The 25,226-nt window shown below is 56.0% G+C and carries 26 protein-coding genes; 18 read left to right on the forward strand and 8 right to left on the reverse strand.

Annotated features, from left to right (window positions below; genetic code table 11):
• The first annotated feature begins 185 nt into the window (after window positions 1-185).
• The 7 genes from AC1Z3F_RS01485 (at window position 186) to AC1Z3F_RS01515 (ending at window position 7,851) form a co-directional block, all read left to right on the forward strand.
• Window positions 186-1,043 (forward strand): SDR family oxidoreductase, encoded by an 858-nt coding sequence (locus AC1Z3F_RS01485; protein WP_483566403.1) that lies wholly within the window; start codon window positions 186-188, stop codon window positions 1,041-1,043.
• Window positions 1,044-1,083: 40 nt separating this feature from the next.
• Entirely contained in the window at window positions 1,084-1,950 is an 867-nt protein-coding gene (locus AC1Z3F_RS01490; protein ID WP_483566405.1) for a biotin--[acetyl-CoA-carboxylase] ligase, read from the forward strand.
• Between the two features lie 85 nt (window positions 1,951-2,035).
• On the forward strand, window positions 2,036-2,584 hold the full coding sequence (locus AC1Z3F_RS01495; RefSeq protein ID WP_483566406.1) for a hypothetical protein: 549 nt from the start codon (window positions 2,036-2,038) through the stop codon (window positions 2,582-2,584).
• A complete protein-coding gene (locus AC1Z3F_RS01500; protein ID WP_131090117.1) occupies window positions 2,581-3,792 on the forward strand; it encodes an adenylate/guanylate cyclase domain-containing protein in 1,212 nt (403 codons plus the stop codon). The genes AC1Z3F_RS01495 and AC1Z3F_RS01500 overlap by 4 nt, the downstream gene beginning before the upstream one ends.
• Window positions 3,792-4,724 (forward strand): PP2C family protein-serine/threonine phosphatase, encoded by a 933-nt coding sequence (locus AC1Z3F_RS01505; protein ID WP_483566407.1) that lies wholly within the window; start codon window positions 3,792-3,794, stop codon window positions 4,722-4,724. The genes AC1Z3F_RS01500 and AC1Z3F_RS01505 overlap by 1 nt, the downstream gene beginning before the upstream one ends.
• A gap of 47 nt (window positions 4,725-4,771) precedes the next feature.
• Window positions 4,772-7,048 (forward strand): NAD-dependent DNA ligase LigA, encoded by a 2,277-nt coding sequence (gene ligA, locus AC1Z3F_RS01510; protein WP_483566408.1) that lies wholly within the window; start codon window positions 4,772-4,774, stop codon window positions 7,046-7,048.
• A gap of 2 nt (window positions 7,049-7,050) precedes the next feature.
• Complete coding sequence (locus AC1Z3F_RS01515) at window positions 7,051-7,851, forward strand: inositol monophosphatase family protein (protein ID WP_483566409.1); 801 nt, start codon at window positions 7,051-7,053, stop codon at window positions 7,849-7,851.
• Between the two features lie 10 nt (window positions 7,852-7,861).
• On the opposite strand, the gene AC1Z3F_RS01520 is transcribed toward AC1Z3F_RS01515, so the two are convergent.
• Genes AC1Z3F_RS01520 through AC1Z3F_RS01535 form a run of 4 tightly spaced genes read right to left on the reverse strand, consistent with a single transcriptional unit; the run spans window position 7,862 to window position 10,995 of the window.
• Window positions 7,862-8,470 carry a hypothetical protein gene (locus AC1Z3F_RS01520; RefSeq protein WP_483566410.1) on the reverse strand — a complete coding sequence of 203 codons (609 nt, stop codon included), beginning with the start codon at window positions 8,468-8,470 and terminating at the stop codon, window positions 7,862-7,864.
• A gap of 55 nt (window positions 8,471-8,525) precedes the next feature.
• Window positions 8,526-8,975 carry an SRPBCC family protein gene (locus AC1Z3F_RS01525; RefSeq protein WP_483566411.1) on the reverse strand — a complete coding sequence of 150 codons (450 nt, stop codon included), beginning with the start codon at window positions 8,973-8,975 and terminating at the stop codon, window positions 8,526-8,528.
• A gap of 40 nt (window positions 8,976-9,015) precedes the next feature.
• Window positions 9,016-9,822 carry a glucosamine-6-phosphate deaminase gene (locus AC1Z3F_RS01530; protein WP_483566412.1) on the reverse strand — a complete coding sequence of 269 codons (807 nt, stop codon included), beginning with the start codon at window positions 9,820-9,822 and terminating at the stop codon, window positions 9,016-9,018.
• Between the two features lie 27 nt (window positions 9,823-9,849).
• The gene (locus AC1Z3F_RS01535) at window positions 9,850-10,995 is read right to left on the reverse strand and encodes an ROK family transcriptional regulator (protein WP_483566413.1); all 1,146 of its coding nucleotides are present in this window, start codon (window positions 10,993-10,995) and stop codon (window positions 9,850-9,852) included.
• 97 nt (window positions 10,996-11,092) lie between these two features.
• On the opposite strand from AC1Z3F_RS01535, the gene AC1Z3F_RS01540 reads away from it, so the two are divergent.
• From AC1Z3F_RS01540 to AC1Z3F_RS01575, 8 genes are all read left to right on the forward strand, one after another.
• Entirely contained in the window at window positions 11,093-11,626 is a 534-nt protein-coding gene (locus tag AC1Z3F_RS01540) for a GNAT family N-acetyltransferase (RefSeq protein ID WP_131090109.1), read from the forward strand.
• 54 nt (window positions 11,627-11,680) lie between these two features.
• Window positions 11,681-13,594, forward strand: a complete 1,914-nt coding sequence (locus AC1Z3F_RS01545) for a penicillin-binding transpeptidase domain-containing protein (protein WP_131090108.1) — start codon at window positions 11,681-11,683, stop codon at window positions 13,592-13,594.
• Window positions 13,595-13,665: 71 nt separating this feature from the next.
• Window positions 13,666-14,217 carry a maltokinase N-terminal cap-like domain-containing protein gene (locus AC1Z3F_RS01550; protein ID WP_483566414.1) on the forward strand — a complete coding sequence of 184 codons (552 nt, stop codon included), beginning with the start codon at window positions 13,666-13,668 and terminating at the stop codon, window positions 14,215-14,217.
• 84 nt (window positions 14,218-14,301) lie between these two features.
• Complete coding sequence (gatC, locus tag AC1Z3F_RS01555) at window positions 14,302-14,598, forward strand: Asp-tRNA(Asn)/Glu-tRNA(Gln) amidotransferase subunit GatC (protein ID WP_022875011.1); 297 nt, start codon at window positions 14,302-14,304, stop codon at window positions 14,596-14,598.
• Window positions 14,599-14,602: 4 nt separating this feature from the next.
• Window positions 14,603-16,141 carry an Asp-tRNA(Asn)/Glu-tRNA(Gln) amidotransferase subunit GatA gene (gene gatA, locus AC1Z3F_RS01560; RefSeq protein ID WP_131090106.1) on the forward strand — a complete coding sequence of 513 codons (1,539 nt, stop codon included), beginning with the start codon at window positions 14,603-14,605 and terminating at the stop codon, window positions 16,139-16,141.
• Window positions 16,142-16,146: 5 nt separating this feature from the next.
• Entirely contained in the window at window positions 16,147-17,655 is a 1,509-nt protein-coding gene (gatB, locus tag AC1Z3F_RS01565; RefSeq protein WP_483566415.1) for an Asp-tRNA(Asn)/Glu-tRNA(Gln) amidotransferase subunit GatB, read from the forward strand.
• Window positions 17,656-17,800: 145 nt separating this feature from the next.
• Window positions 17,801-18,733 (forward strand): hypothetical protein, encoded by a 933-nt coding sequence (locus AC1Z3F_RS01570; protein ID WP_483566416.1) that lies wholly within the window; start codon window positions 17,801-17,803, stop codon window positions 18,731-18,733.
• Window positions 18,734-19,507: 774 nt separating this feature from the next.
• The gene (locus AC1Z3F_RS01575) at window positions 19,508-19,789 is read left to right on the forward strand and encodes a GrpB family protein (protein ID WP_483566929.1); all 282 of its coding nucleotides are present in this window, start codon (window positions 19,508-19,510) and stop codon (window positions 19,787-19,789) included.
• On the opposite strand, the gene AC1Z3F_RS01580 is transcribed toward AC1Z3F_RS01575, so the two are convergent.
• On the reverse strand, window positions 19,743-20,690 hold the full coding sequence (locus tag AC1Z3F_RS01580) for a GlxA family transcriptional regulator (RefSeq protein ID WP_483566417.1): 948 nt from the start codon (window positions 20,688-20,690) through the stop codon (window positions 19,743-19,745). The genes AC1Z3F_RS01575 and AC1Z3F_RS01580 overlap by 47 nt on opposite strands.
• Window positions 20,691-20,760: 70 nt before the next feature.
• Between AC1Z3F_RS01580 and AC1Z3F_RS01585 the strand changes: the two genes are divergently transcribed.
• Window positions 20,761-21,336, forward strand: coding sequence for a cysteine hydrolase family protein (locus AC1Z3F_RS01585; protein WP_483566418.1), 576 nt, complete (start codon window positions 20,761-20,763; stop codon window positions 21,334-21,336).
• 285 nt (window positions 21,337-21,621) lie between these two features.
• Window positions 21,622-21,966 carry a GNAT family N-acetyltransferase gene (locus tag AC1Z3F_RS01590; RefSeq protein WP_483566419.1) on the forward strand — a complete coding sequence of 115 codons (345 nt, stop codon included), beginning with the start codon at window positions 21,622-21,624 and terminating at the stop codon, window positions 21,964-21,966.
• A 17-nt stretch (window positions 21,967-21,983) separates the two neighbouring features.
• Here AC1Z3F_RS01590 and AC1Z3F_RS01595 read toward each other — a convergent pair whose 3' ends face one another.
• Window positions 21,984-22,457 carry a mycothiol transferase gene (locus AC1Z3F_RS01595; protein ID WP_483566420.1) on the reverse strand — a complete coding sequence of 158 codons (474 nt, stop codon included), beginning with the start codon at window positions 22,455-22,457 and terminating at the stop codon, window positions 21,984-21,986.
• Between the two features lie 169 nt (window positions 22,458-22,626).
• The gene (locus AC1Z3F_RS01600) at window positions 22,627-23,691 is read right to left on the reverse strand and encodes a hypothetical protein (RefSeq protein WP_483566421.1); all 1,065 of its coding nucleotides are present in this window, start codon (window positions 23,689-23,691) and stop codon (window positions 22,627-22,629) included.
• A 229-nt stretch (window positions 23,692-23,920) separates the two neighbouring features.
• Between AC1Z3F_RS01600 and AC1Z3F_RS01605 the strand changes: the two genes are divergently transcribed.
• Window positions 23,921-24,595, forward strand: coding sequence for a TetR/AcrR family transcriptional regulator (locus AC1Z3F_RS01605; protein ID WP_483566422.1), 675 nt, complete (start codon window positions 23,921-23,923; stop codon window positions 24,593-24,595).
• On the opposite strand, the gene AC1Z3F_RS01610 is transcribed toward AC1Z3F_RS01605, so the two are convergent.
• Window positions 24,544-25,128, reverse strand: a complete 585-nt coding sequence (locus AC1Z3F_RS01610) for a HutD/Ves family protein (protein WP_483566424.1) — start codon at window positions 25,126-25,128, stop codon at window positions 24,544-24,546. The two genes, AC1Z3F_RS01605 and AC1Z3F_RS01610, sit on opposite strands and share 52 nt — an antisense overlap.
• Window positions 25,129-25,226 lie beyond the last annotated feature (98 nt).

Consider the following 25,226-nt stretch of genomic DNA (forward strand, 5'->3'; position numbering starts at 1 on the left):
CCCTCGAGTTGTCTTCAATGTGTAGGAATGACACAAGAAAAATGTCATCTAAGCCAGTCTAACTGGGGAAACGCGAGTTCTGATTGTAGGAATCTTACAAATTGGAAAGATATCCAGTGCGTGGCACGCCAGAATAAGTTACTGTACAGTAGCTTAGCGGAGAATCTTCGCGTAACCTAGATCACATGACTAATGAACCTCGAACTCAGATCGCCCCTGATGCGAAGAGCCTCAAGAATCGCACAATCTTGATGAGCGGCGGAAGCCGCGGTATCGGATTAGCCATAGCAAAAGCCGCCGGTGCACTCGGTGCCAACGTGGTGTTGCTGTCTAAAACCTCGGATCCACACCCCAGCCTCGAAGGCACCATCCACACCGCAGTACAAGAAATTAATCAGGCCGGCGGTAAAGGCCTAGCAGTGGTTGGCGATGTTCGTATCGACGCCGACGTACAACGAGCAGTTGATGAAGCCGTGGCAACATTTGGTGGAATCGACATCGTGGTGAATAACGCGTCAGCCATCAACCTCGCCAAAACTGACCAGGTAGATATGAAACGCTACGACCTGATGCAGGACATCAACGTCCGTGGAACCTTCTTGCTATCCAAAACCGCGCTTCCATACCTGCGTGCCTCAAAGCACGCACATATCCTCACACTCTCTCCACCGCTGAACCTTGACCCGCGGTGGGCCGGAGAACACCTGGCCTACACCATGGCCAAATACGGCATGTCGCTCACCACCCTAGGTCTGGCCGAGGAACTGAAGGACGAAGGCGTGGGTGTGAACTCACTATGGCCTGAAACCCTGATTGATACCGCGGCCATTCGTAACCTGCCTGGTGGGCAAAAGATGATCCAGGGGGCGCGCGACGCACAAATTGTCGCCGATGCCGCGATGGCCATCTTGAGCAGCAACCCGCAAACATTGAGTGGAAACTTCTTCACCGATGGCCAGGTGCTGAAATCTGCCGGCGTTACCGATTTGGAGAAGTATTCACTAAAGCCCGAGGTGCCATTGGTGGAAGACATCTTCCTCTAAACTCGCGTTGACTCAGTTGGCGGTGTCTTAGGGTTTAGCTATGGATAATTCCTCTGACACCGCCCGCGCCACTATTGATCCGAGTCGCTTAACCAAGCTCACCGATCAGTTGCAGCTGGGGCTTGTGCAGCTTAAGGCGGTCTCCGGTTCTACCAACACGGAACTAGCGACCCTGGCATCTGCCGGCCAAGCCGGGCACCTTAGTGTTTACTTCACCGAACATCAGCAAGCAGGAAAAGGTCGACTGGGCCGTAGTTGGGTAACCCCGTTAGGCTCATCAATCACCGTCAGTGTGCTTGTGATTCCCGGCGTCAATGTGTCGACCGAGGCACTGTCTTGGTACACGATGATCGCAGCCTTGGCGTGGAGTCGAGCCGCTGAACGCGTCGCTGAAGTTCCGGTAAGTATCAAGTGGCCCAATGACTTGCTTGCTGGAGAATTCAAAATCTGCGGCATCCTTGCTCAACTGGTACCGGTGGCCAACGGTTATGGCGTAGTCATCGGTACCGGGATGAACGTGGATCAAGACCGAGAAGAATTGCCGGTACCTACCGCAACCTCGCTTCGCCTCGCTAGCTCTGGCTCGATCGACCGCACCGAGCTATTGGCCGAGTACCTCAAAGAGCTGGTCGGATTGGATCGCAGCTTCCGCCAAGTTGCCGGATCTGTCCACTTGCCATTGCCTGGATTTGATGGCCAGTCACTTCACCAAATGGTCAGCGCCAAACTGGCAACCTTGGGACATCTAGTACGCGTAGAATTCCCGGACGGTTCCACCATTGAAGCCACAGCAGTTCAGCTTGGCGCAGATGGCGCACTGATTTTAGAAGACGCAGCAGGCAAGCGCCGAGAAGTACTGGCCGGGGACGTGCACCATGTGCGGCGCGCCGACGGAAAGTATGCCTAATAGGTGTTGGGCCTAGTACCGGGACTATTATTGAAGGTACTGACCGAAGCACTATGTCTGAAGGGGAGGGGCGAGGACCCATACGATGAAGTTGCCGCTACATGAACGGGAGCGAGTGGTCATCAAAACTCGCGAGCACTCCCGGGTGTTGCGACAGCCGATCACCGTCTTCCTCATCCTCACCGCCCTGTGCACTTTTGCCTTGGGCTACCTCTCACGTGAGGACCTCTCGGATTGGTTGGCTAACAATGCCAACGTCTGGATGATCGTGAGCGTAGTGCTGTGGGCGGCACTGGTGCTCATCTGGGTACTGCTTCCGTGGATTCGTTGGACGCGTAGCTTGGTGGTGCTGACCACCGAACGGATCATGTTCCGCTCCACCTACAGCCAAGGCAAACTGCAATCTGTAGGATTATTTACGGTTCGTGATCTTGTTGCCTACGCGAAGTCCAATAACGCGATGACACGAGCGGGGACCTTGGATATCGTGATGAATCAAGGATATGTTCGCATTTCCCACGTACCGGCCGTTGGGTACTTCCGCTCATTGGCCGTGGAAACGATGACCAACCTACGAAACAATCCCGGTGCGGCGCACACCGAAACGACGAACAGTGAAGGCATGGGGGCATGAGCACCGAGCACACCAATCCACCCCGGCCGGATTCTCCGCAGTCCGCCGCACAGGCCGCCCGCGAAGCCCGTCAACACCCTGTCGTTGAAGCCCCGGGCGAGTCAGATCCGATCCTGGAACTGGCCCAAGCCATGGAAGGCCCGCTGCGCATTCCGGCCCACACTCCTGATGCGGTGCGCGACAACGTCGCCTCCCTGGAGAACCGTCTTATTGGTGGCCAACGCGAATTCCGCCGCCGCGAAGTAGCCGCTGAAGCCGGAATTTCGTTGCACTCTGCGCGCAAACTTTGGCGCGCCATCGGATTCCCTGAACTCAGTGACGATGAAGTCTTCTTCACCAAAGCGGACAAGGCAGCCCTGGGCACCATGGTGGACATGGTGCGCGAAGGAAAACTCACCGAAGAGACCGCCATTTCGCTGATGCGTTCGGTGGGGCAGATGACCGACCGTATGGTGGTTTGGCAGATCGAAGCCTTGGTGGAAGACATGATCGCAAACCAAAATATGTCTGACCGCCAAGCCCGCCGTCAGCTCTTTGGCATGCTTCCAGACATCATCCCTGCCATTGAAGACTTACTGCTTTATTCGTGGCGCCGCCAGCTGAACTCTGCGGTGCACCGAATGGCCTTGCGTGTGGAAACCGGTGTGGCTGCTTACAAACAGGACACCACCGACGCTGACGGTGGCACCCCGTTGCCGCTTGCTCGTGCCGTCGGTTTTGCTGACTTGGTTTCCTACACCTCCCTGTCACGGCGGATGAACGAACGCACGCTGGCGCAACTGGTCCAACGCTTTGAAGCCAAATGTGCGGAGGTTATCTCTGTGGGTGGTGGACGTTTGGTCAAGACCATCGGTGATGAAGTGCTCTATGTGGCCGAAACTCCGCAGGCAGGCGCCCTTATCGCGCTCTCGCTGTCTCGCGAACTAGCCAAGGACGAACTGTTTCCACAAACGCGTGGAGCGGTCGTCTGGGGTCGTGTGCTTTCGCGACTTGGCGACATTTACGGTCCCACCGTCAACATGGCCGCGCGACTAACCTCTCTAGCTGAGCCAGGAGCGGTACTCACCGACGCGATCACCGCCAATACCTTGCGCAACGACGCTCGCTTTGTGCTCACTGCCCAAGAAATTACCGCGGTGCGTGGCTTCGGTGACATTCAACCTTATGAACTCTCGCCTGGCGAGGGAGCCGGACTGGTGATTGACTGATGAACGCCGAACCAAATACAGTTCCATTTACGCTTGCTGCTGCCGGGCTGACCGATGTGGGCCGCAAACGTGCCGAAAACCAGGACCGGATCCTGCTGCACGACATCGTATATGCGGTAGCTGACGGCATGGGTGGGCACGAAGCCGGGGAAGTTGCTAGCCAGCTTGCGGTGGAAACCATGCAAGAAATTTGCACCTTCGCCAATAAGACATCGGTACGCAAACTTCCCACCGTGGCCGAGGTGCAGCGCCAGGTGCAACTGGCCGATGACCGAATCCGTGAAGCTCTGGAAGCTCGCGGCGGAACCACGCTCTGCGCGCTGGTTCAGATTAAGGCCCCAGACCAGGGCCGAGATAATGTCACCGCACCGGTGGCGGCCGTGCCACCATGGACTTCAAGTTTTTCCATGAACATCAATACCGACGTGATTTCAAAGATTACTCCGGAGCTACTAAAAAACCACCGCACCAATTCGACCCCGAGCACCGCACCACTGACGGTACTCAGCGAAGACATCCCAAACCTCTTGCTGGTCAATGTGGGGGACTCTCGTGGCTACCGGTTGCGCGACGGAGCATTGCAACAGCTCACCCGTGACCACTCGGCCGTCCAAGAGATGGTTGATGCTGGGCAGATCACCGAATTTGAAGCGCGCAACCACCCGCATCGCAACCTCATCACTCGGGCCTTGGGCGCTGGGGCGGAAAGCCAGCCAGATGTCACCGTGCTGCAACCGCGCATCGGGGACCGCTATTTGTTGTGCAGTGATGGACTCTCCGGCGAACTGACCGAAGACATCTTGCAGACCATTCTGGTCAACTTCAAAGACCGTGCTGAAGCAGCCAAGGTCTTGACCGGGGCAGCGCTTGAAGCTGGCGGACGAGACAATATCGCAGTCATCGTCATTGATGTGTTGGCGGCCGAAAACTAACAGGTCAAGTCTGCGCTTCTGGCATTGAGTGGGGCACAATTGGATATGTGAGTGAAAATTCCGTAACCCCAGTTGAGACCACCAATGCTCCGCCGGAAGCTGAAAAGACCCGCTACGAACAGTTGGTTGAACAGATTCGCGGGCACCGCGATGCGTACTACCAAAATGATGCCCCGCTGATTTCCGACGTTGAGTACGACGCACTGTTCCATGAGCTGCAGCTACTCGAGGCGAAATACCCGATCTTGGCCGGACAGGATTCACCCACCCAAGAAGTTGGTGGCGAAGTTTCTGCCGCCTTCGCCTCGGTCACTCACGCCAGCCGCATGTACTCGCTGGAAGACGTCTTTTCACTCGACGAACTCGAAGCATGGCTTGAACGAGCCCAGCTCAACGCCGAACGCCTGCACCCACAAAGCCCAGTTAAATGGTTGTGCGAAGTCAAGATCGACGGACTGGCACTGAACCTGACCTACCGAGACGGTAAGTTGGTCCGCGCCGCCACCCGTGGTGATGGCACCACCGGTGAAGATGTCACTCACAATGCCTTGACCATCAGCGATATTCCCCAAGAATTGACCGGTTCAGGCTGGCCTGCAGAATTTGAAGTACGTGGTGAGGTATTCATTGCCACCGATGACTTCAACGCTTACAACGAAATGTTGATTGCTCAGGGCAAAGCGCCGTTGGCCAATCCTCGCAACGCAGCGGCCGGAAGCCTACGCCAAAAGGACCCGGAACAAACTGCAAAGCGCCCGCTGAGAATGTTTGTCCACGGGCTAGGACGCAGCCGCGACTTCGACATGACCGAGCAGTCCCAAGCCTATGAGCTCATGCGTGGCTGGGGCCTTCCCGTTTCACCGTATGGCCGAGTAGTTGATAGCCGAGCTGAGGCTAGAGACTACATTGCCGAACATGGGGAAAAACGCCATGACCTGATCCATGACATTGACGGCATTGTTATCAAGGTTAATGACCTGGCCACCCAAGAACAGCTCGGTTACACCTCTCGTGTGCCACGCTGGGCCGTAGCCTACAAATACCCACCAGAAGAAGTGCACACCAAACTGTTGGACATCCAAGTTCAGGTTGGTCGCACCGGACGTGTTACTCCCTTTGGTGTCATGGAGCCAGTACTTGTGGCCGGTTCAACCGTGGCCCGTGCAACTTTGCATAACCAAGAAGTGGTTATTGCCAAGAACGTGAAAATCGGCGATACGGTGATCCTACGCAAAGCTGGAGATGTCATCCCAGAAATCGTTGGCCCGGTCTTGCCACTTCGTGAGGGCAATACTGAACTACGCGACTTTGTCATGCCCACTCACTGCCCATCGTGCGGTGAACCTTTGGCGCCAGCCAAAGAAGGCGACGTGGATATCCGCTGCCTCAATGCCGAATCTTGCCCTGCACAGCTCACTGAGCGTGTTGCCTACCTCTCGGGTCGCAGTGCACTAGATATTGAAGCCTTAGGCTACGAAGCCGCGGCCGCTTTGACCAGCGGTCCGGGCGAAGACCCTGCTACCCAAGGCGGAGTAATCCTGCCTGCTGGTCCGGGTCCGTTGCACAATGAAGCGCAGCTGTTCAATCTCAAAGACAAGCTCGAAGAGCTCGGCGAGGTAATGGTCTGGCGCGAAAAGCGAGTGAAGGGCGAAGGTACCGGAAAGTTTGAACTGGTCCCGTACTTCTACTCCAAAGCCACCGCCAAGAAGCCTTCGGCACCCACTCGAAGCACCATGAAACTGCTTGATGAGCTGGAGAAAGCCAAAGAAAATCCGCTCTGGCGCGTACTGGTGGCTTTGTCCATCCGTCACGTCGGACCCAATGCTTCGCGTGCAATTGCCACCCGATACGGATCTATGGACGCGCTGCTAGAAGTCCTGAATTCAGGTAATGCCGAGGCTGAACTCAGCGACATTGACTCTGTCGGCTCGATTATCGCCGAAGCCCTAGTGGACTGGTTCAAAGTCGACTGGCATCGCGACATCGTCTCCTCCTGGCAAGCAGCCGGGGTGAAGATGAAAGACGAGCAGGACGCAAACATCACCAAAAATCTTGAGTCTCTGGCCATCGTGGTGACCGGAACTTTGGAGAATTTCTCGCGCGATACCGCGAAGGAAGCCATCATCGTGCGCGGTGGTAAAGCGACCGGTAGCGTCTCGAAGAAGACCGATTTCTTAGTTGCCGGCGAAGCTGCCGGGTCCAAGCTAGATAAGGCGCAGTCTCTGGGTGTACCAGTGCTGGATGAAGCCGGATTTGTTGTGCTCCTTGACCAAGGACCAGATGCAGCGCGCGAGGTAGCCCTCGCCGCACCTACGGAAGGCTAACGATGGACAAAGCAATTACTCACGATCCACTGGTGCTGGTGGCTCGACGGGCCGCAGCAGCCGGTGCTGAAGTACTAGCCGGCCGTGACGAATCCCAATTTAACATCAGTGATAAGTCAGCCGTTGGGGACTGGGTGACCGATTTTGATCGGGCCTCGGAGGAAGCAATTCGAGCCACCATCACCACCTCGCGACCTAACGATCAGCTCACCGGCGAAGAGTACCCAAGCGCTAAACCACTGAATCCCAGCGGTGTGCGTTGGAGCATTGACCCGTTGGACGGAACCATCAACTTCGTACGCAACATTGCTTACTACTGTTCATCAGTGGGCGCCTGCCAGCTCGAAGAAGACGGAACCGAAACTTGGGTCGCCGCGGCGATTGTCGCCCCGGCATTGCAAGTGGAGTACTTCGCGGGCAAGGGATTGGGAGCGTGGAAGCAGGACTTGCGTACCGGCAAGCTGACCAAGCTCAGCGGCCCGGTAGATTCACCGGCCAAAATCCTGGGCACCGGTTTTGGTTATGACGCGCAGCGTCGTCAATTCCAAGCCCGCGTATTGGAAGAAATGCTTGCCGATTACGTCAACGTTCGGCGCATCGGCTCGGCGGCCCTTGACCTATGCCTCGTTGCTCAGGGGTCCTTGGACGCCTACGCCGAATACGGCACCCAAGAATATGACTGGGCTGCCGGCGCACTGATTGCTGAAGAAGCTGGATGCGCTGTGGGCAGACCTGCAACCTATCCGGGCTGGCAGTACGCCGGACTGGTGGACCCAGCCAAGCTCACTGAGCCAACTAGCTAATAATTCGCAACTAGTTCACGAACAGCGCCATGACCTCATGGGCATAGTGGATGAGGATGCCGACGGCTACACCGCCGCACACTTGTGTGGCGGTGTGCTGGAAGCTTCGAAGCCGGGACCACGAGAGCACTGCGATAAAGAGCAAGACCGCAGGCAGTAGGTCGGCTCTCTGGCTGGCCACCTGCAAGATGACGTAGGTGCCCACCGCCAGATGGACCGAGACTTTCCACCAAATATTGATGACCGCAACGGTAAACAAACCGAGCAAGATGCAGAACACTTCGCGGAAAATTCCGGCACTGGCATTGATCAACCACAAGATGATCAGACCGATAATGATCATCGTGGCAGTCATCGCGTAAATCAGATGACGCTGACGACGCACGGTGACATGCATGTCGGTAACTGCGCCGCGCAGCTTGGCTAGCGCCAGGATCAGCCACGGAAGGATCGTGGTAAATACTGCGGCAAGAACTGCTTCACTCCAGGCAATCGAGGCATCACGCAGCGGCGCGAGCAACAGCAACAATGTCGCCAAAATAATCGGTGAAAGTACGTGGGAAACGATCAAAGCGATCTTGCGTACCAATGCGCTGGATGGCGAAGCGATCTGCGTCAAAGTCTAAAAGCCTTGCTGGTGTAGGGAAGTGCTGATCAATGGCACACCTGAAATTCTAGTGTTCGGAATTGATCAGATACGCATTGCGCATGCGGATCAGTTTCGGCATGTACCAGCTGAGCACCAGGCGTTCGGCCAGCCACCCAAGCGGGCCCAACGGGGCTTCGAAGTGGATCTTATCCACCATGAGGGTGCCCGTTGTGCTCTCAAAAAATTCGTGGACGTGATGGAACTTCTTGAATGGTCCGCGCACCTGCTGATCGGTGAATGATCTTGGGGCATCCAGCGCAAGGATTTCTGAGGTCATTCGAACGGGCAGGCCAAAATGCTTTGCCTGCCAGGTGACCTGCTCACCCAGTGCGATCTGTCCGGTAACCACACCATCAACTGCCCGCTCGCCGGATTCGGCCATGGAACCAGAGTGAGCATCGATGCTCAACGATTTTTCGAAGAGCTGCTCGCGGGTCATCTCCGTTTTGGTGAAACATTCAAAATACACGGCCATGCCTGTCAGTCTGCCACATTAGGGCACATCAGGGCCCGTTCTATTGCAGGCGTAACTGTATATCGGAAAGTCCAGCAGCGGCATCTGCATAGTATTCGCGAAGTTTCAGTCCAGCTGCAGCTTCTTCGTCCAGTACAACTACCGCGTCGGGGTGTAGCTGCAGAACCGATCCGGGGCAGGAAGCTGTCAGTGGTCCTTCGACGGCAGCGGTGATGGCCTCGGCCTTGCCAGCCCCGTTGGCTACAAGAACCAACCGCCCGGCTTCGAGGATTGTGCCTAGACCTTGGGTGACGCAATGGGTTGGTACGCCCTCGATTCCGTCAAAGAACCGAGCGTTGTCGTGACGGGTCTTGGCTGCCAGTCGCTTAACTCTGGTGCGGCTACGTAGTGCGGATCCGGGTTCGTTGAAACCCAGATGCCCGTTGGAACCAATGCCAAGAATTTGCACCTGGACGCCTCCAGCGGCGGCAATCGACTTGTCGTAGTTTGATGCGGCGGCTTCGATCTCTTCTAACGATTCGCCCAGACCCACGGGGGTGTGTAGAGACTTGGCTGGCAGCCCGATCACATTGCAGACTTCATTGATCAGCGTCTGTCGGTAGGACTGCTGATGTGTATCGGGAATGCCGATGTACTCATCGAGTGCAAAACCTTGGGCCTGCGAAAAGTCGGCGCGGCCATCGTCAACTGCGGCAGCTAGCTGCTGGTACAGGCCTAGGGGAGAGGACCCGGTGGCCAAGCCAAGGACCGGTGTCCGCCCAGCGCCGTGGTTGGCCAGGCCCTCAAGGACGCTGCTGGCAGCGATCTTTGCTACCTCTTGTGCTGATTCACCTACGAGCACGCGCATGATGTGTACTCTCCGTTCTGTTGTTGGTTATGAAATGCCTAGTTCGTGGAACAGTACGTTGACTGCTGTGCCACGTAACACCAGATGCTCGGGGTCATCACTGATGTTGAGTTGGAAATCTTCGCCACGAGCGGTCCGCGAACGTTCAGCAAGGGCGTCTAACAACCATTGAGCCATCTGCGGATTAACTACTTCTGGCGGTCCGGTGAAAATGACATTGCGGATATCGAGCACCGAGATCAATGGCGCCAACGCGTTGGCTAGAGCCACGCTCGCCTGCTGCCCGACTTCTTCGGCAGGCTGCCCAGAAGCTATTGCCTGAAGGATGGCGGGTACTGACGCGTAGGCTTCCAAACAACCTGTCTCACCGCAGCTACAGGGCTTGTTCGCCGTAGGATCTTGTTTAACGTGGCCGAGTTCGCCCGCGGCAAATTTCGAACCGCGCACCAAGGTGTTGTGGGTGATCACGCCGCAACCCACACCTCGCCCCAGTCGAAGCAGCAGCATATGTTCACTGCCGTGCCCGAAGGTGTGCTCAGCAAGGGTGGCGCAGTCTGCGTCATTAAGAACATGGGTTTTTATGTTCGTAGCTTGCTGGATTTTGTTGCGTAGGTCGTAGTCGACCCAGCCGAACTTTTCGGCTAAGCGGACAACACCCTGCTCGGTCACGATGCCGGGTGTGCCAATGCCAATACCTAATACTGGCTCCGTGCACTGAGCCAGGGCCTGATTCACGAGTTCTAACAGCTGGGCAGTTGCAGTCTCGCCGGTGGCTCCTTGCTCATGGCTGTCCAAGGTGAAGCTTTGAAGTAGGGTGCCATCAAGATCCATGATGGCGGCGCGGAACGGGAGAATTCCGGAAAGATCCACGCCGATAATGCGCAGCCCAGGGCGGTTGAGATCCACCAGCGTTGCTGGCTTGCCCGGGCGTTTTCCTTCTTTAGGACCGGTTTCAATGACATGGCCCCGGAGCAGAAGTTCTGCCACTAATTCCGAGACGGTGACTCGCGTGAGTTTGGTGGCACGAGAAAGCTCAGCTCGGCTCAGCGCTCCGTGCTCCATCAGGGTCTGCAACACTAGGGACAAGTTCTGCTCCCTGCCGTGCGCCGGCAGGACGGCGCCACCGTGCGACAGAAAGGTTCCGTCGCGACGTAAGACAGTTTCGGAGCTCATGAGGTTAGTTAACTCTATTAACAAACCTTTGTGCAAGGCCCGGAGTCAATATTTCTCTCGTCTAATTCTGCGCAGACCGTGGCACACTTGAAGCACCATGAATGAGGCAGAAACTTTCACAAGCGTCCACGGCGGAATACTCATAGAACTGGCCACGCCCCAGGATTACCAGCGGGTGGGGGAGCTGACCGCGAGCTCCTATTTTGCCGCCGGACACTTTGACAGTCCCGACCACGAGTATCTGAAATTTGCACAAAAGGTCGCAGAGCGTGCCGAGCAAACCGAAATTTATGTTGCCCGCCGCGATGCTCAGATCCTTGGCTCCATGACTCTTATCCAAGTAGGCAGCGACTACGCGGACATTGCACGTCCTGGCGAATTGGAGATCCGCATGCTCAGTGTTGACCCTTCGGCGCAGCGCAGCGGAGTGGGCCGAGCCATGGTTCAAGCCAGCATTGATCGTGCTCGCAGTCTGCCAAATATCAGCGCGGTGAGCCTGACTACTGGGCAGAGCTGGAATACAGCTCGAGCCCTGTATGAATCTATGGGTTTTGTGCACGATTCACAGCGCGACTGGACGGTGCCCGGTACCGATATCAAGCTGGTGGTCTACTCGAAAGAAATAATCTGAGGCAGACCGACAGGTTATTGTGAACCGGCCTGTCAGCATGAATAGAATGGCTCCATGAGTGCTCTTCGTCGTAGTGTTGTTGCCCTGTCAGTTGCCGCCCTAGCCTTGGGCTCCCTCAGTGCGTGCAGCGCAAAAACACCGGACCCAGCACCGTCCGCCGACGCCCTAGCTTCGGCAATCAACTCCGGTGACTTCAGCGACGTCCAGTTCGCAAGCTCCGATGCACAAGCTGCGGCCAGTGAACAAAAGACCGCCTTTGGTTCCATGGGCGAAGTTAAGCACAGCAGCACCGTGAGTTCAGTGGCCAAGGACGAGGAAGAAACGGACGGCATCAAAACCGCGACGGCCGATATCACCACCGTGTGGGACGTTGATGACACCGACAAAGACTTCAGCTACACCACCAAAGCCGTCTGGGAATTTGATAAAGACGCCGACGCGTGGAAGCTGCGCTTCGACCCAGCAGTGCTTGCCCCGGACTTGCAGGCAGGGGACTACCTCAAAGCCACTGTGGAAGTAGCGGACCGCGGCAGCATCACTGCCGCCGGTGGCGACAAGATCGTCACCAACCGGCCAGTAATCCGTGTGGGTCTGGATAAGACCCGCACCGAGAAAGCCAACTGGAAAGCCTCGGCTAAAAAACTAGCCAAGCTCGTAGACATTGACGAAGACCAGTATGTGAGCACCGTGCTGGCCGCTGGCGACAAGGCCTGGGTGCCAGCGATCGTCTTACGCGATGATTCCAGTCGTGAGGTCAGCGACAACGAGATCAAGGCGATTGAGGGCGCAACCTTCACCAACGATGAAATTCCGTTGGCTCCCACTCGCGAATTTGCCCGACCGCTCCTAGGCGCCGTGGGCGAAGCAACCGCAGAAATCATCAAGAAGTCTGACGGCAAGATCAAGAGCGGTGACCAGGTTGGTACCTCCGGGTTGCAGTCGGCCTACAATGACACTCTTTCGGGCACCGACGGCATCAAGGTTTCGCGCTACAACAAAGCCAACGAGGCCCAGGCGGAGCTGTTCACCACCAAGCCGGTGGCCGGCAAAAATGTGGAAACCACCTTGGACATGGATCTGCAAAAGGCTGCAGATAAGCTCATCGCCGACGCGGATTCAAATTCCGGTATTGTTGCGATCCGCCCATCAGATGGCAGTGTTCTCGCTGCTTCCTCAGGCCCGGTGAGCTCCGGACTGAACACCGCGCTTCAGGGATCCTACGCACCTGGCTCCTCATTCAAGGTAATCAGTGCGCTGGCAATGGTTCGTGACGGGGCCACCGCAAATACCAAGGTCGAGTGCACCGCCAGCACCACCGTGGACGGCAAAACATTCAAGAACTATGACCACTATCCAGCAGCCGAGCTTGGAACCATCCCACTGTCCGAAGCCATTGCTCAATCCTGCAACACCGTCTTCATCAATGAAGGTTCAAAAATCAGCGGCAAGAAGCTCTCTGAAGCTGCCGCAGCCCTAGGATTGACCGGCGAAGACGGAACCGGTGTTGGCGCAGTGCTCGGCTCGGTGCCCGATGATTCAGAAGGAACCACTCAGGCGGCCAACATGATTGGTCAGGGCGTAGTGGAAGCTTCGCCACTGGGTATGGCCACCGTGGTCGCCTCGGTCCAGGCCAAGTCCACCGTCCAGCCTAAGCTGGTAACTTCACCTGAGCCCAAGGCCCCAGCCAAGGCAGCCTCAGCTCTCACCGAAGATGAAGCCAAACAACTCTCCGACATGATGGCCGAGGTCATTGATCACGGAACCCTGAAGGATCTGAACTCCTTGAGCGGGGCAAAGATCATCGGCAAGTCCGGCACCGCAGAATATGACAGCGAGCGCAACGCTCACGCCTGGGCCATCGTTGCCCAAGGCGACTTGGCCGTTGCGGCGTTTGTTGAAGATGGTGACGGTGGCGCGCAAAGCGCTGGCCCGCTGGTCAAGTCCATGCTTGAAGCAGCAGCTAAGTAGTAAAGCAGGACGCAGTCAAGGAACGTTGCTCAGGACTTGTGTCGCAATGATGCAATTGACAGACTAAGCGCATGGGAATTGTCTACAACACCAGTATGTCGCCAACCAAAAACGAGTTGGTTTCCGCTTGGCTGCCCAAGCAGAACTTCTATACGGGTAAAGGCACCCCAAAACTTCAGCACATCGGCGGTTTCCGCTTAGAAGACCCGCAAGGTGAAGTTGGGATAGAACTACGTATCTACGCGGACCATTCGGACACTTCTGACGTGGTTTACCACCTGCCGCTCACCTACCGTGGTGCACCCTTGCCCGGGGGAGAAAAGCACCTGATCGGCATCAGCGAGCACGCCATTTTAGGTCCGCGCTACATTTACGATGCTGCCGGCGACCCGGTCTTTGCCGCCCAAGCGCGTCAATTGCTCGCTGGCAAGACCGCACCCCAGCACCATAGTGAGTCATTCACCGATGATCCACGGATCAAGGTCAACGGCAACCCTGCGGGCAAAGAGGCCGCGATCATCCGCAAGCCAGTATCCGGCGCTTCCAGCGCTGATGGGGTCATCGGCTACTGGGAGAACGCGCTGGGCCAAGAACTCACTGGTTTGGTATTGCGCACAGCATAACGAACCGGGCACATAAAGGTCTGATGGTCGGCGCGTAAGGGATAGACTTGTCTATGAAACCAAACCGCCATTTAAGGGAGATACATGTCTGCCATCAGCCGTGAGGACGTTGTGCATCTGGCACACCTTGCCCACATCGAGATGAGCGGCGCAGAGCTGGACAAAATGACCGGTGAGCTCGACGCTATCGTCGGTGCCATTGCGTCCGTCAGCGAAGTCGCCTCCTCCGACGTCCCAGCCACCAGCCACCCAATCCCGCTGACCAATGTGTTGCGCGAAGACACGGTGGGGCAGACGCTGAGCATCGACGAAGTTCTGCTCAACGCCCCAGATTCTGATTCGGACCGCTTTAAGGTCCCAGCAATTCTGGACGGTGAATAATTTCATGAACGAACTGATTAAGCTTTCCGGCACCGAGTTGGCCGCCAAGCTGCGCGCTGGCGAAGTCACTTCCGTGCAGGCAGTACAGGCGCACCTGGATCGCATTGCTGAAGTGGACGGCGCGCTCAACGCCTTCCTGCACGTGAACGCCGAAGAGGCGCTCGCCGTAGCAGCAGAAGTTGACGCCATCCGTGCCGCAGGCGGCGCCGACGCAGAAGCACTGCACCCACTGGCCGGCGTGCCCATCGCCATCAAGGACCTGATCGTCACCAAGGGCCAGCCAACCACCGCAGCATCAAAGATGCTCGAAGGCTGGATGAGCCCGTACGACGCAACCGTGATCGAGAAGATCCGTGCTGCCAAGCTGCCAATGCTTGGCAAAACCAACCTCGATGAATTTGCCATGGGTTCCTCCACCGAGCACTCCGCGTACGGTGTGACTCGCAACCCTTGGAACCTGAACCGCATTCCTGGCGGTTCCGGCGGCGGCTCGGCTGCTGCAGTGGCTTCTTTTGAAGCTCCACTGGCACTGGGTACCGACACCGGTGGTTCCATCCGCCAGCCAGGTGCTGTCACCGGCACCGTTGGCGTGAAGCCAACCTATGGCGCGGTATCGCGTTACGGTGCGATCGCTATGGCTTCCTCGCTGGACCAGATCGGCCCGGTATCGCGTACCGTGCTGGACTCGGCTTACCTGCAGGAATTGATCGGCGGACACGATCCGAAGGATTCCACCTCACTGCCAAAGGACCTTGAAGGTCTGGTTGCTGCCGCTGAGGCTGGCGCCACCGGAGACCTGAAGGGGCTGCGTGTTGGTGTCATCAAGGAACTGCAGGGCGAGGGCTACCAGGAAGGCGTGCAGGCACGCTTCAACGAGTCGCTGGAACTGCTCAAGGCTGCCGGCGCAGAAATCGTTGAGGTTTCCTGCCCGAACTTTAAGTACGCGCTGGGCGCCTACTACCTGATCATGCCTTCGGAAGTATCCTCCAACCTGGCCAAGTTCGACGGTGTTCGTTTTGGCAAGCGTGTGCTTCCACAAGAGGGTCCGATGACCATCGAGCGGGTTATGGGTTCCACCCGTGCCGCTGGTTTTGGCGATGAGGTTAAGCGCCGCATCATCCTAGGTACCTACGCACTGAGCGCCGGCTACTACGACGCCTACTACGGTTCAGCGCAGAAGGTCCGCACCCTGATTCAGCGTGACTTTGACGCCGCGTTTGAGCAGGCTGACGTACTGATTTCGCCAACCGCTCCAACCGTAGCTTTTGAGCTGGGCGCCAACGACAATGACCCGCTGGCCATGTACCTCAACGACGTGGCAACCATCCCGGCTAACCTCGCTGGCATCCCAGGCATCACCGTGCCTGGCGGCCTGTCCGAGAACCTGCCGGTAGGCATCCAGTTCCTGGCTCCGGCCTTCCAAGACGCACGTCTGTACCGTGCCGGCGCCGCACTGGAAACCCTGCTGGAAAAGCAGTGGGGTCAGTCGCTGATCTCGCAGGCACCAGCCATTGACACCGCTTCGATCGCGCAGGAGGCCTAGAGATCATGAGCAACTACACCGATGAATTGGTCGACTTCGACGAAGCACTGGATCGCTACGATCCGGTACTGGGCTTTGAGGTCCACGTTGAGCTGAACACCAAGACCAAGATGTTCTCCGACGCACCGAACGCCTTTGGCGATGCGCCGAACACCAACGTCACCCCGGTAGACCTGGGCCTGCCCGGCGTACTGCCAGTGGTCAACAAGACCGCCGTGGAGTACTCCATCCTGATCGGCCTGGCACTGAACTGCCAGATCGCCGAGAAGTGCGGCTTTGCCCGGAAGAACTACTTCTACCCGGACACTCCAAAGAACTTCCAGACCTCCCAGTTTGAAGATCCAATTGCCTACGACGGCTACCTGGACGTTGAGCTGGAAGATGGCGAAATCTTCCGCGTTGAGATCGAACGTGCCCACATGGAAGAAGACGCCGGCAAGCTGACCCACATGGGTGGCGCAACCGGTCGTATTCAGGGTGCTGACTACTCGCTGGTGGACTACAACCGTTCAGGTGTGCCACTGGTGGAAATCGTCACCAAGCCCATCGAGGGTGCAGGAAAGCGCGCACCAGAGCTGGCCAAGGCCTACGTGGCTGCAGTGCGCGAAATCGTGAAGAACCTGGGTGTTTCGGACGCCAAGATGGAACGCGGCAACGTACGTTGCGACGCCAACGTTTCGCTGATGCCAAAGGGCGCCGAGAAGTTCGGTACCCGTACCGAAACCAAGAACGTTAATAGCTTGCGCGCCGTTGAGCACGCAGTGCACTTCGAGATCGAGCGTCACGCAGCGGTGCTGGATTCCGGAGCCAAGATCGTTCAGGAAACCCGCCACTGGCATGAAGATACCCGTAGCACCACCTCGGGTCGTCCAAAGTCAGATGCTGATGACTACCGCTACTTCCCAGAGCCTGACCTGGTGCCTATCGTCACCACCGTTGAGTGGATCGAAGAGCTGCGCGGCCGTCTGCCAGAACCACCAGCCGAGCGTCGCAAGCGACTGAAGGCTGAGTGGGGCTACGCGGACAAGGAATTCCGCGACGTAGTCAACGCCGGTGTGCTCGACGAGATCGAAGCAACCATTGCTGCTGGTGCGAGTGCCGCTGTAGCCCGTAAGTGGTGGATGGGCGAGATCGCTCGTCTGGCCAAGGCTGCGGACAAGGACATCGCTGCTCTGGGCGTTACTCCTGCGACCATCGTTGAACTGAACTCGCTCATTGAGGGCAAGAAGATCAACGATAAGATCGCTCGCCAGGTACTGGAATTTGTCATTGCTGGCGAAGGCACCCCAAGCGAAATCGTTGACAAGCGCAGCTTGGCTGTAGTGAACGACGATGACGCACTGGGCAAGGCCGTGGATGATGCCATGGCTGCGATGCCTGATGTCGTCGAGAAGATCAAGGGCGGCAAGATGCAGGCCATCGGTGCGCTGATGGGCCCTGTTATGAAGGCTACCCGCGGACAGGCCGACGCCGGCCGCGTACGTGAAATCGTGATGGAGAAGCTGGGACTCTAGTCCTAACACTTCAGCTACGGCGTTCTGGCCCTGGAGTTCTCTTTTGGGAAGTCCGGGGCCAGCGTTTTTAACCAAAGCTGTAATGATGTCGTGTTGATGACTCATGGTTTTATGAGGCGTTTTGATATTCGGATACTATCTGAGCATGATCAATGCATCTCGTGGAGTAAAGATTTTCGGCTTTGTCGCAACTCTGGGCCTACTGCTTGCTGGCTGTGGTTCACCCGATTCTGAGCTGAAGACTACTACGCCCACACTTGTGCCCTCGCCAAGTAAAACGGCGCCTGCGATCAAGTCTCTACGCGATGCAGATCTTGGAAATACAACCTGGATTGACCCGTTGGCTGCGTCGGAGAAAGACAGCAAAGTAAAGCTTGTTGACTCGAAAGCCAGTGACGAGTTCAGCAGTTTTGAGCTTGGCAAGATTGTTTATGCGGATCTGAACGGTGACGGCGTAGATGATGCCGTCGCAGCGTTTACGAACACCTCCGGCAACGCTTATTGGCAACACTATATTGCGTGGGTAGCTACCAAACAGGGACCTGTTCAGGTTCCCGGCGAGATCGCTTATACGCATAATTGCGGATCAACAGTTCGCAGTGTTGTCCCTGCCAAACGAGGCGTCAAGATCACCGAGTACCTACGCAGCGACTTCCAAGATACTGCGTGTTCTGAAAATGGTCCGTTGAAGCAGGAACGAACGGTAGGCGTCCAAAAGTTTGCAGGCGATGACCTGTACCATCTTGTGCGTACGGACCAGCCTGGGGGATATGGCGGTTACTGTCATCCGGAGGCAAAGGGGGAGACTATCGCGGTTTCAATCCCGATTTATTCTGCCCCGAATGCCAAGAGCAAGATGCCTCTGAAGTCTCAAGCAATGATGGGCTACATGGCCGGACCCGATGCTGTCAGCGAAATAACTGAAGATGGACAGTGGTCACTAGTCTCCGTGATGATCAGGGATGAACAAGCGGAATCGGGCATGCAGGCGCGTTGCGCCTGGATACCAACGACCAAGAACCCACTGCATACAGACGGTCAAGCGGTGCTGGGCGAAAACGGGAAACCGGTCGGATAGTGCGTTACACCGGAACGGCATGCGGTCCGCACTAAAACGATCGTTTGACGGCTTGGATATGGTCCCCGGAGCTAAGCTCCACTCCAAATGGAGCACATGCGACTGCCAATAATGAACGACGATTGATCGAGTGATCTGGTTATTTAGCGCAAGCTAGGGTGTGTAATACAAGAATGCCTCCAGTATTTTACTGGAGGTATTTATGGAACCAATGGGAACTACTGTTTGTCATCAGTTGGAGTGCGTGAGGTCAATGAGGCTCTGGTAAGGGATCGCTCGACGAGGAGCGACGAAATGAGCAAGACGCCGGCACCGGAAATCCAAGGAACAAAGCCCAGTACTTCTGTGTAGTCATTGAATAACCAACGCGTGATGGCGAAAGTCAGGAACGATATTCCTAGACACACCAGAAGCGAACCCCATTTGGCCTTTTCGCTGACACCGTTCCAAAGTGGCACCGATTCGTTTTTGGATTTACCGTCTAACCCTAGCCAAGCCAGCAAAAGTCCCACGTTCCCTTCAGCATGAGCGGCACCAAGCTTCAACGCGGTGCAAATGGTGTTTTCTAGTCGGCTTTAACACTATGCTCACGTCAAGTGATTTTCTATAGTCCTTTTGGATGAGTGGAGCCACCTGTAAGAAAAAACGTCATGGGCTCGTCGGCGAATCCTGAATTGATTGAGCTCAAGGGTTCGCTGAGCATCAATATTTGGCATTCCAGATATCGCAGACGCGTCTGTGCATCGTAGTGCCCTTGAAGGTCTGAGCCCGGTGGTGCGACATCGACAAATCGACCATCGTCTCTTTCGCCCGGTTGCGGGGAAACCACGAACCGTGCATGTTCACGTGTGTGAGACTGGACCAAAGTGGGAACAAGATCATCTGGTGTTTCGAGATCGACTCAGAACAGAGGCAACTTTGGTCGTTGCTTACGCAAATCTGAAACTGGGATTGGCCAAGAGCGTTGGAAGGGACCGCCTTGCCTATACGAGCAAAAAGTCTCAGTTCATCAAGGACGTGGTTGACGGAACGTCGATGCGTGACTGGTTGGTGTGATCCCCAGCCTGGCGGTGAAGTGCTTTCGCAGTAGATCGTCTGATGAGAAGCCGACCTCGCGAGCTATGACACCTACCGACAAGTCAGTTTGTTCCAGAAGCCGTTGAGCCTCTTGTACCCGTAGATCATTGAGCCATCTGACAGGTGTTGTTCCTACAGCGTCAGAGAACCAACGGTGAAAAGTCCGCGGAGACATTGTGCAAATTGCTGAGAGGTCTTTGACGCTCCACGGTCGTTGAAGATCTGCTCTGACCTCAAAATGCAGGTTTTCGACTGATGGCGCCGAGCTTGTTGGAGTGTTCGTATCCGCAAATTGAGCTTGAGTACCCGGTCTAAAAACTGGGGTGACCATGGCCTTTGCGACAGTCTCTGCGGCGCTGGTTCCCCAGTCCAGACGAACCAATTGCAATAAGAGATCAACTCCGGCGGTGACGCCGGCCGAAGTCCATACTTTGTCCTCGCCGCAATATAAATCGCGTGCTTTGACGTGAATTCTTGGGTAGCGTCGGGCTAGATCATCGGCAAAACGCCAGTGCGTCGTTGCCTGTCGTCCATCAAGAAGTCCGGCGGCAGCCAGCGTGAATGCCCCGGTGCATAACGATGCTACAAGAACGCCGGCTGATGCGGCCCGTGAAACCGTTGAAACTTCCCGAGAATCAGGTTCCGCGAGTGGGTCTTCACTTCCAGGAACCACAAGCATGTCGAGCTCCTCCACCGTATCCAGACCATGGGTGCGGCGTATCGAGTGGAGCGGATCAAGATCAGTGATTGCCCTGGCGGCAAGGATTCGCACCGTTGGCCGGGGGAGCCCTCGATCCGAGCGGTCATCGTACACCTCGCGCACAACCGCAAGATCAAACGCACGGCGTCCCGGGCCAACTAAGATTCCCACAATGGTCATGGCGCAATCTTATCGAACACTGTCATTCCTGCCACTGTTTGAGTTCTTTGAACACTGATGAACTAGAGACATGATTAGAAATGAAAAGACAGCATTGATTGTGGTTGATATGCAGCATGGTTTTTACGATGCCTCATGGGGTCCAACGATCAATTACCCCGCATGCGAGAACAACGTTGAGCAACTGCTAGAGGCTTGGTCCTCAAAGCAAATGCCGATAGTCATAGTTAGGCACGATAGTCGAAATTCGGATTCGCCCTTGTACGTCCAAGGGCCAGGAAATGAACTTCAAGAATCGGTGCAGGGGGTCATCCCTGATCTATTGGTGTCCAAAACGGTGAACTCATCATTCTATGGTGCTCCGGATTTGGAACAGTGGCTTAGAGCTAGGCAGATCAATCAGATTGTTGTCTGTGGAATCCAAACCAACTTATGTGTAGAAACGACCGCTCGCATGGGAGGCAATCTTGGGTTCGATGTCATCGTGCCGCTCGACGCTACCCGAACTTTTGATCTGGCAGGACCCGATGACACCGTAATTTCGGCAGCCACTCTCATGCAGGTTACGGCGACGAATCTGCATGGAGGTGGCTTTGCTCAGGTGGTTTCCACGCAGGACGTCTTGAGTTCAGTGACAGAGGTATGACATGACAGTGGCCATTTTCTAGAGCGAGATTGACACCTGCATTCATGAATAGGCTAATCAAGACCGACATGGCTTGTGTAGGCTGGCGCCATGAAGATCTCGTTTACGTCGATGGGACCGGAAGACAGCAACGCCATCGTCACGTTTTTATCTACCAACAACTTCCCGTTCCACGTTCGTCGAGAATGGACAGAAGTGGAGTTAACAGGTGTAGTCGAAGGCGGAAGATATTGGAACAACGAGAGCTAGGGTTTTAGGATCATTGGCGACGGCGAATGCCTCGGAATGGCAGTGCTGGAAGACCTGGAAGACGACACCCCAATGTTTGACCTGCGCTTGGCGGGGACTTATCGGGGAGTAGGTCTGGGTGTCCTAGTGCTAAAGGAATTAACTGCCAAGGTCTTTAACGACCACCCTGAGACTCTGCGATTCGAGGGCCAAACCAGAGAAGACAATCTTGCGATGCGCAAAACTTTCGTTAAAGCTGGTTTTCTCAAGGAAGCCCATTACCGGATGAGTTGGCCCGCCGATGACGGTACAAGAGTGGCGTCAGTCGCCTACGCAATTCTTCGTCAGGACTGGGAGAGTGGTGAAACTACCCGGTTCGACTGGAACGACTTGAAAGTCTGACTTCGATGATCAGGATCTCATTTAGCGGGGTGGCACAAGAAATCGCGAGTGAGTTCTAGATGGCCCAAGTGTTGGCAAAGCTCTTCGTATACATGCATGAGGACGCCTTCGCAGGTGGCCATCCAATATTCGACGTCACGACCCGGTGGCACAACGGCGGGAGGCTGCTGTAACTCGGTGCGCGAGATATCTGCAACGAATGCTGTTCGGGCTTCGGAAGCCAACATCAGTGCTTCCGCCTTCACCATGTTTGCGTTGAACTCAGCGTCCCGATCTCGGGGGACTGCGATGCCGAGGTTGACCGTTGAAGACCAGCGACGCATCATGCCGCAACAGTGCAACAAGATTTGCACCGGCGAATTGCTGCCTTCGATCGGCAAACAGCTGTTGATCAATTCCTCTGGAATATCATCGATAGTTTTATAGAGCTGGTCAAACTTTTCAAGGATAAGTTGAACGAGAATTTGTTCGCTGGCTGCCGATGAACTCATGCCATGATTCTAGACCGGATCCTGAGGGTAGTTCCTTATCTGGATAGGTAAGCGACTAGTCCAGAGTGTACTTCTAGAGCACGGCGGATCAGATCCGTCCGTGCTCTAGAAAAGTGTTCTGTTCAGAACCACGCCAACTGGCCATTAACAAGTTGGCTGCTCAGCTTGATCAGGAAGCGTGCTTCCCAGCATGGGATGTTTCCAGCGTGCTTTCTGGCATGTGCATTGATTCTTTGGCACGGAAATGCCCAATCAAAGTCAACACGACACCGAGCAAGACCCATGCGCCAAGAGTCCACCACTGACCAGCGGTAGAAGCTTCAGGGAAGTAGCTCAGCGATCGAATGAGTGATCCGGAAGCGCCTGGGACCAGATGCTGTCCAATCGCACCCCATGGCGCTGCCAAGAATTGCCACGGCATGGTTGCACCCGACAGGGGATTGCCGATAAACATCGTCAGTACGGCGCCAATTCCGATACCTGCCCGGCCAATCAGCGAGGTGCAGCCAACAATGAAGGCAGCGGTTGCCATCATTGTCAGTCCCATGGCCAGGGCATTCATCAAGAAGTCACCCTGCAGGTACTGGAACCAGGTCTGCATAATGAACGCGATGACGAGCCCTGCGAAAATTGCAAAGCTAGCTACGGCGACCAATCGCCGCACTGGGCCGGTGATCAGCAATGAAATAAGTACGCCGCCAATCATGCCGCCGATGGCCATCGGGAAGGACGCTGAAGCAAGCCCGGAACCATTTGGATCATGCTCGGAGAAGGGGACCACTGGGGTGACCGAGACCTTCACGGACGCTGGGTCGCCGCCAGCTTTAGCTACTTGCTGCGACACCTGAGCCTGCAACTGAGTAGCTACGCCCGTTAGCATCTGAGCTGATACCGGGCTTGCTGCTGGAGCGGTCAAAACCTCAGGAACTTCGGTGCCTGAACCCAAGACGATGGCGCCGTACGTTTGCTGGGATTCAATTTGGTCCACGGCATCCGCGCGGTCTTGTGCCGTGACGAACTCGAAGGTATTGCTCTGGCCCATGGCGCTTTGGAGAGCGGATACTTTGGCCTGATCGCCTGAAATGCTGACCGGCAGATTTTCTGCCTGCGCGGTTTTGCCGGGCCAGAGGAAGGCGAGCACAACAACTGCCAGCACGAGTGAGGCTAGGGCTCCGATGATCACCGCGACTGGCCATTTTGTATGTGGTGTTGGGGTGGTTACTTGGGATTTCATGGCTGACTCCTCCGTTGATTTCAGCACGAGGGCGGGCAGTGACAGATAGGTAAAATCTGCGACCGACGGTCTTCTTGAGGGAAGTTTTATGGCAGAGAGTGGCTTTCGACGAGAACTGTTAGGTCCCGAATGAGCTTCTCCACTCAGAGTCAGATTTTGAGATGTCACGGCTCTTGATCATTAACTCTACACCTGAGGAATTCCTCAGGTGTAGAAGTATACTGGAAATATGAGTGATCAAGACGAACAGCCCCTCCATAAGCGCCCCACTGGACGTCGTTCCGGTGATAGTGGCACGAAGGAAGCAATTCTGGATGCTGCGCGAGAACTGTTTTCGCAGAGGGGTTATGACTCGACGTCAATTCGAACTATTGCCACGTCAGCCGGTGTTGACCCGGCACTGATTCGCCACTTCTTTGGGGACAAGGCGACCCTATTTGCGACAACCTTGACTGAGCACACAACCATCCCACAGCGACTAGGAAATGCCTTTCTTGGTGATCCTGCCCATATAGGTTCCCGAGTGGTCGATACCTACCTTCACCTTTGGGAAGAAGAGGAAACTCGCCACATCATGTTGGCACTAGTTCGGTCCGCTTCCACTTCAAATAGCGCGGCGGAAATGCTCAAGACGGTCCTCGGATCACGAATGCGCGGCGTTCCGCAGCTCTCCGAAGCTGATCCGGATCAAAGCAAGCGAGTTGCCCTAGCCGCCGCTCACATGCTCGGCATTGGCTTCACCCGCTATGTCATCCAACTCCCGGACATTTCCTCGCGGACTCATGAGGAGATCGTCGCTGAGGTCGGCCCGACCATCCAAAGGTACTTGACCGGGACGCATCGCTATCGAGCTCAGGCCTCGGAGTCACTGACCTTGGCTAAAGGGGTGAAGGCCACCAGATAAAAATGACCCGCGGTGGTGACCTGTGATTCTGCGGGAACTATGAGTGCATCCAGCCGAGCCAGAGGATCGCCGTCAGCCCGGCAATACTCGTCTAGTGCAACAAGGATTTTCACTTCATCACTTGTTGCCCTGAGGCTGGCAGCGCCGATAGTCGACACCTTGGCCTCCCACTTTTCGCCGACGAACATAAGGTTGAGGGCCAAGAATCCAGTGCCAAATGGCGCAACTGAAACTTCATCTTCACCAGCGAACGCTACCTGTTCACCTGCGTGAAGACTATGGGCTTGGCCACCAATATTCAAGTCGATCTCGCCAGGGCCTAGGGCGACCTGAATCCGCTGGATTCCAGGGTATTGGCTATAGGGCTGAGCCTGAGAAATTTCCGCTACGCTAACTTTCCACGACCACGGCCCACGGGCATCTGCATCGCTAAGGACAGTGCGCGATACGCCCTTGCCGTTCTTCCACGGCTGTGCCGAAAGATCTGCGTAGCGAACGCTGGGCAGTGCCTGCATAGAGGTCAGCTTCCTCAAGAATCTAAGTGGTTTTTGATCATCATTTTGCCATCAGGGTCGGCTCCCAAATCAATTCGTGACGGCAGGCCGGTCCCAATTCTGAGTTCGCTTCGAGG

The sequence above is a fragment of the Glutamicibacter sp. MOO4 genome, assembly GCF_056934395.1.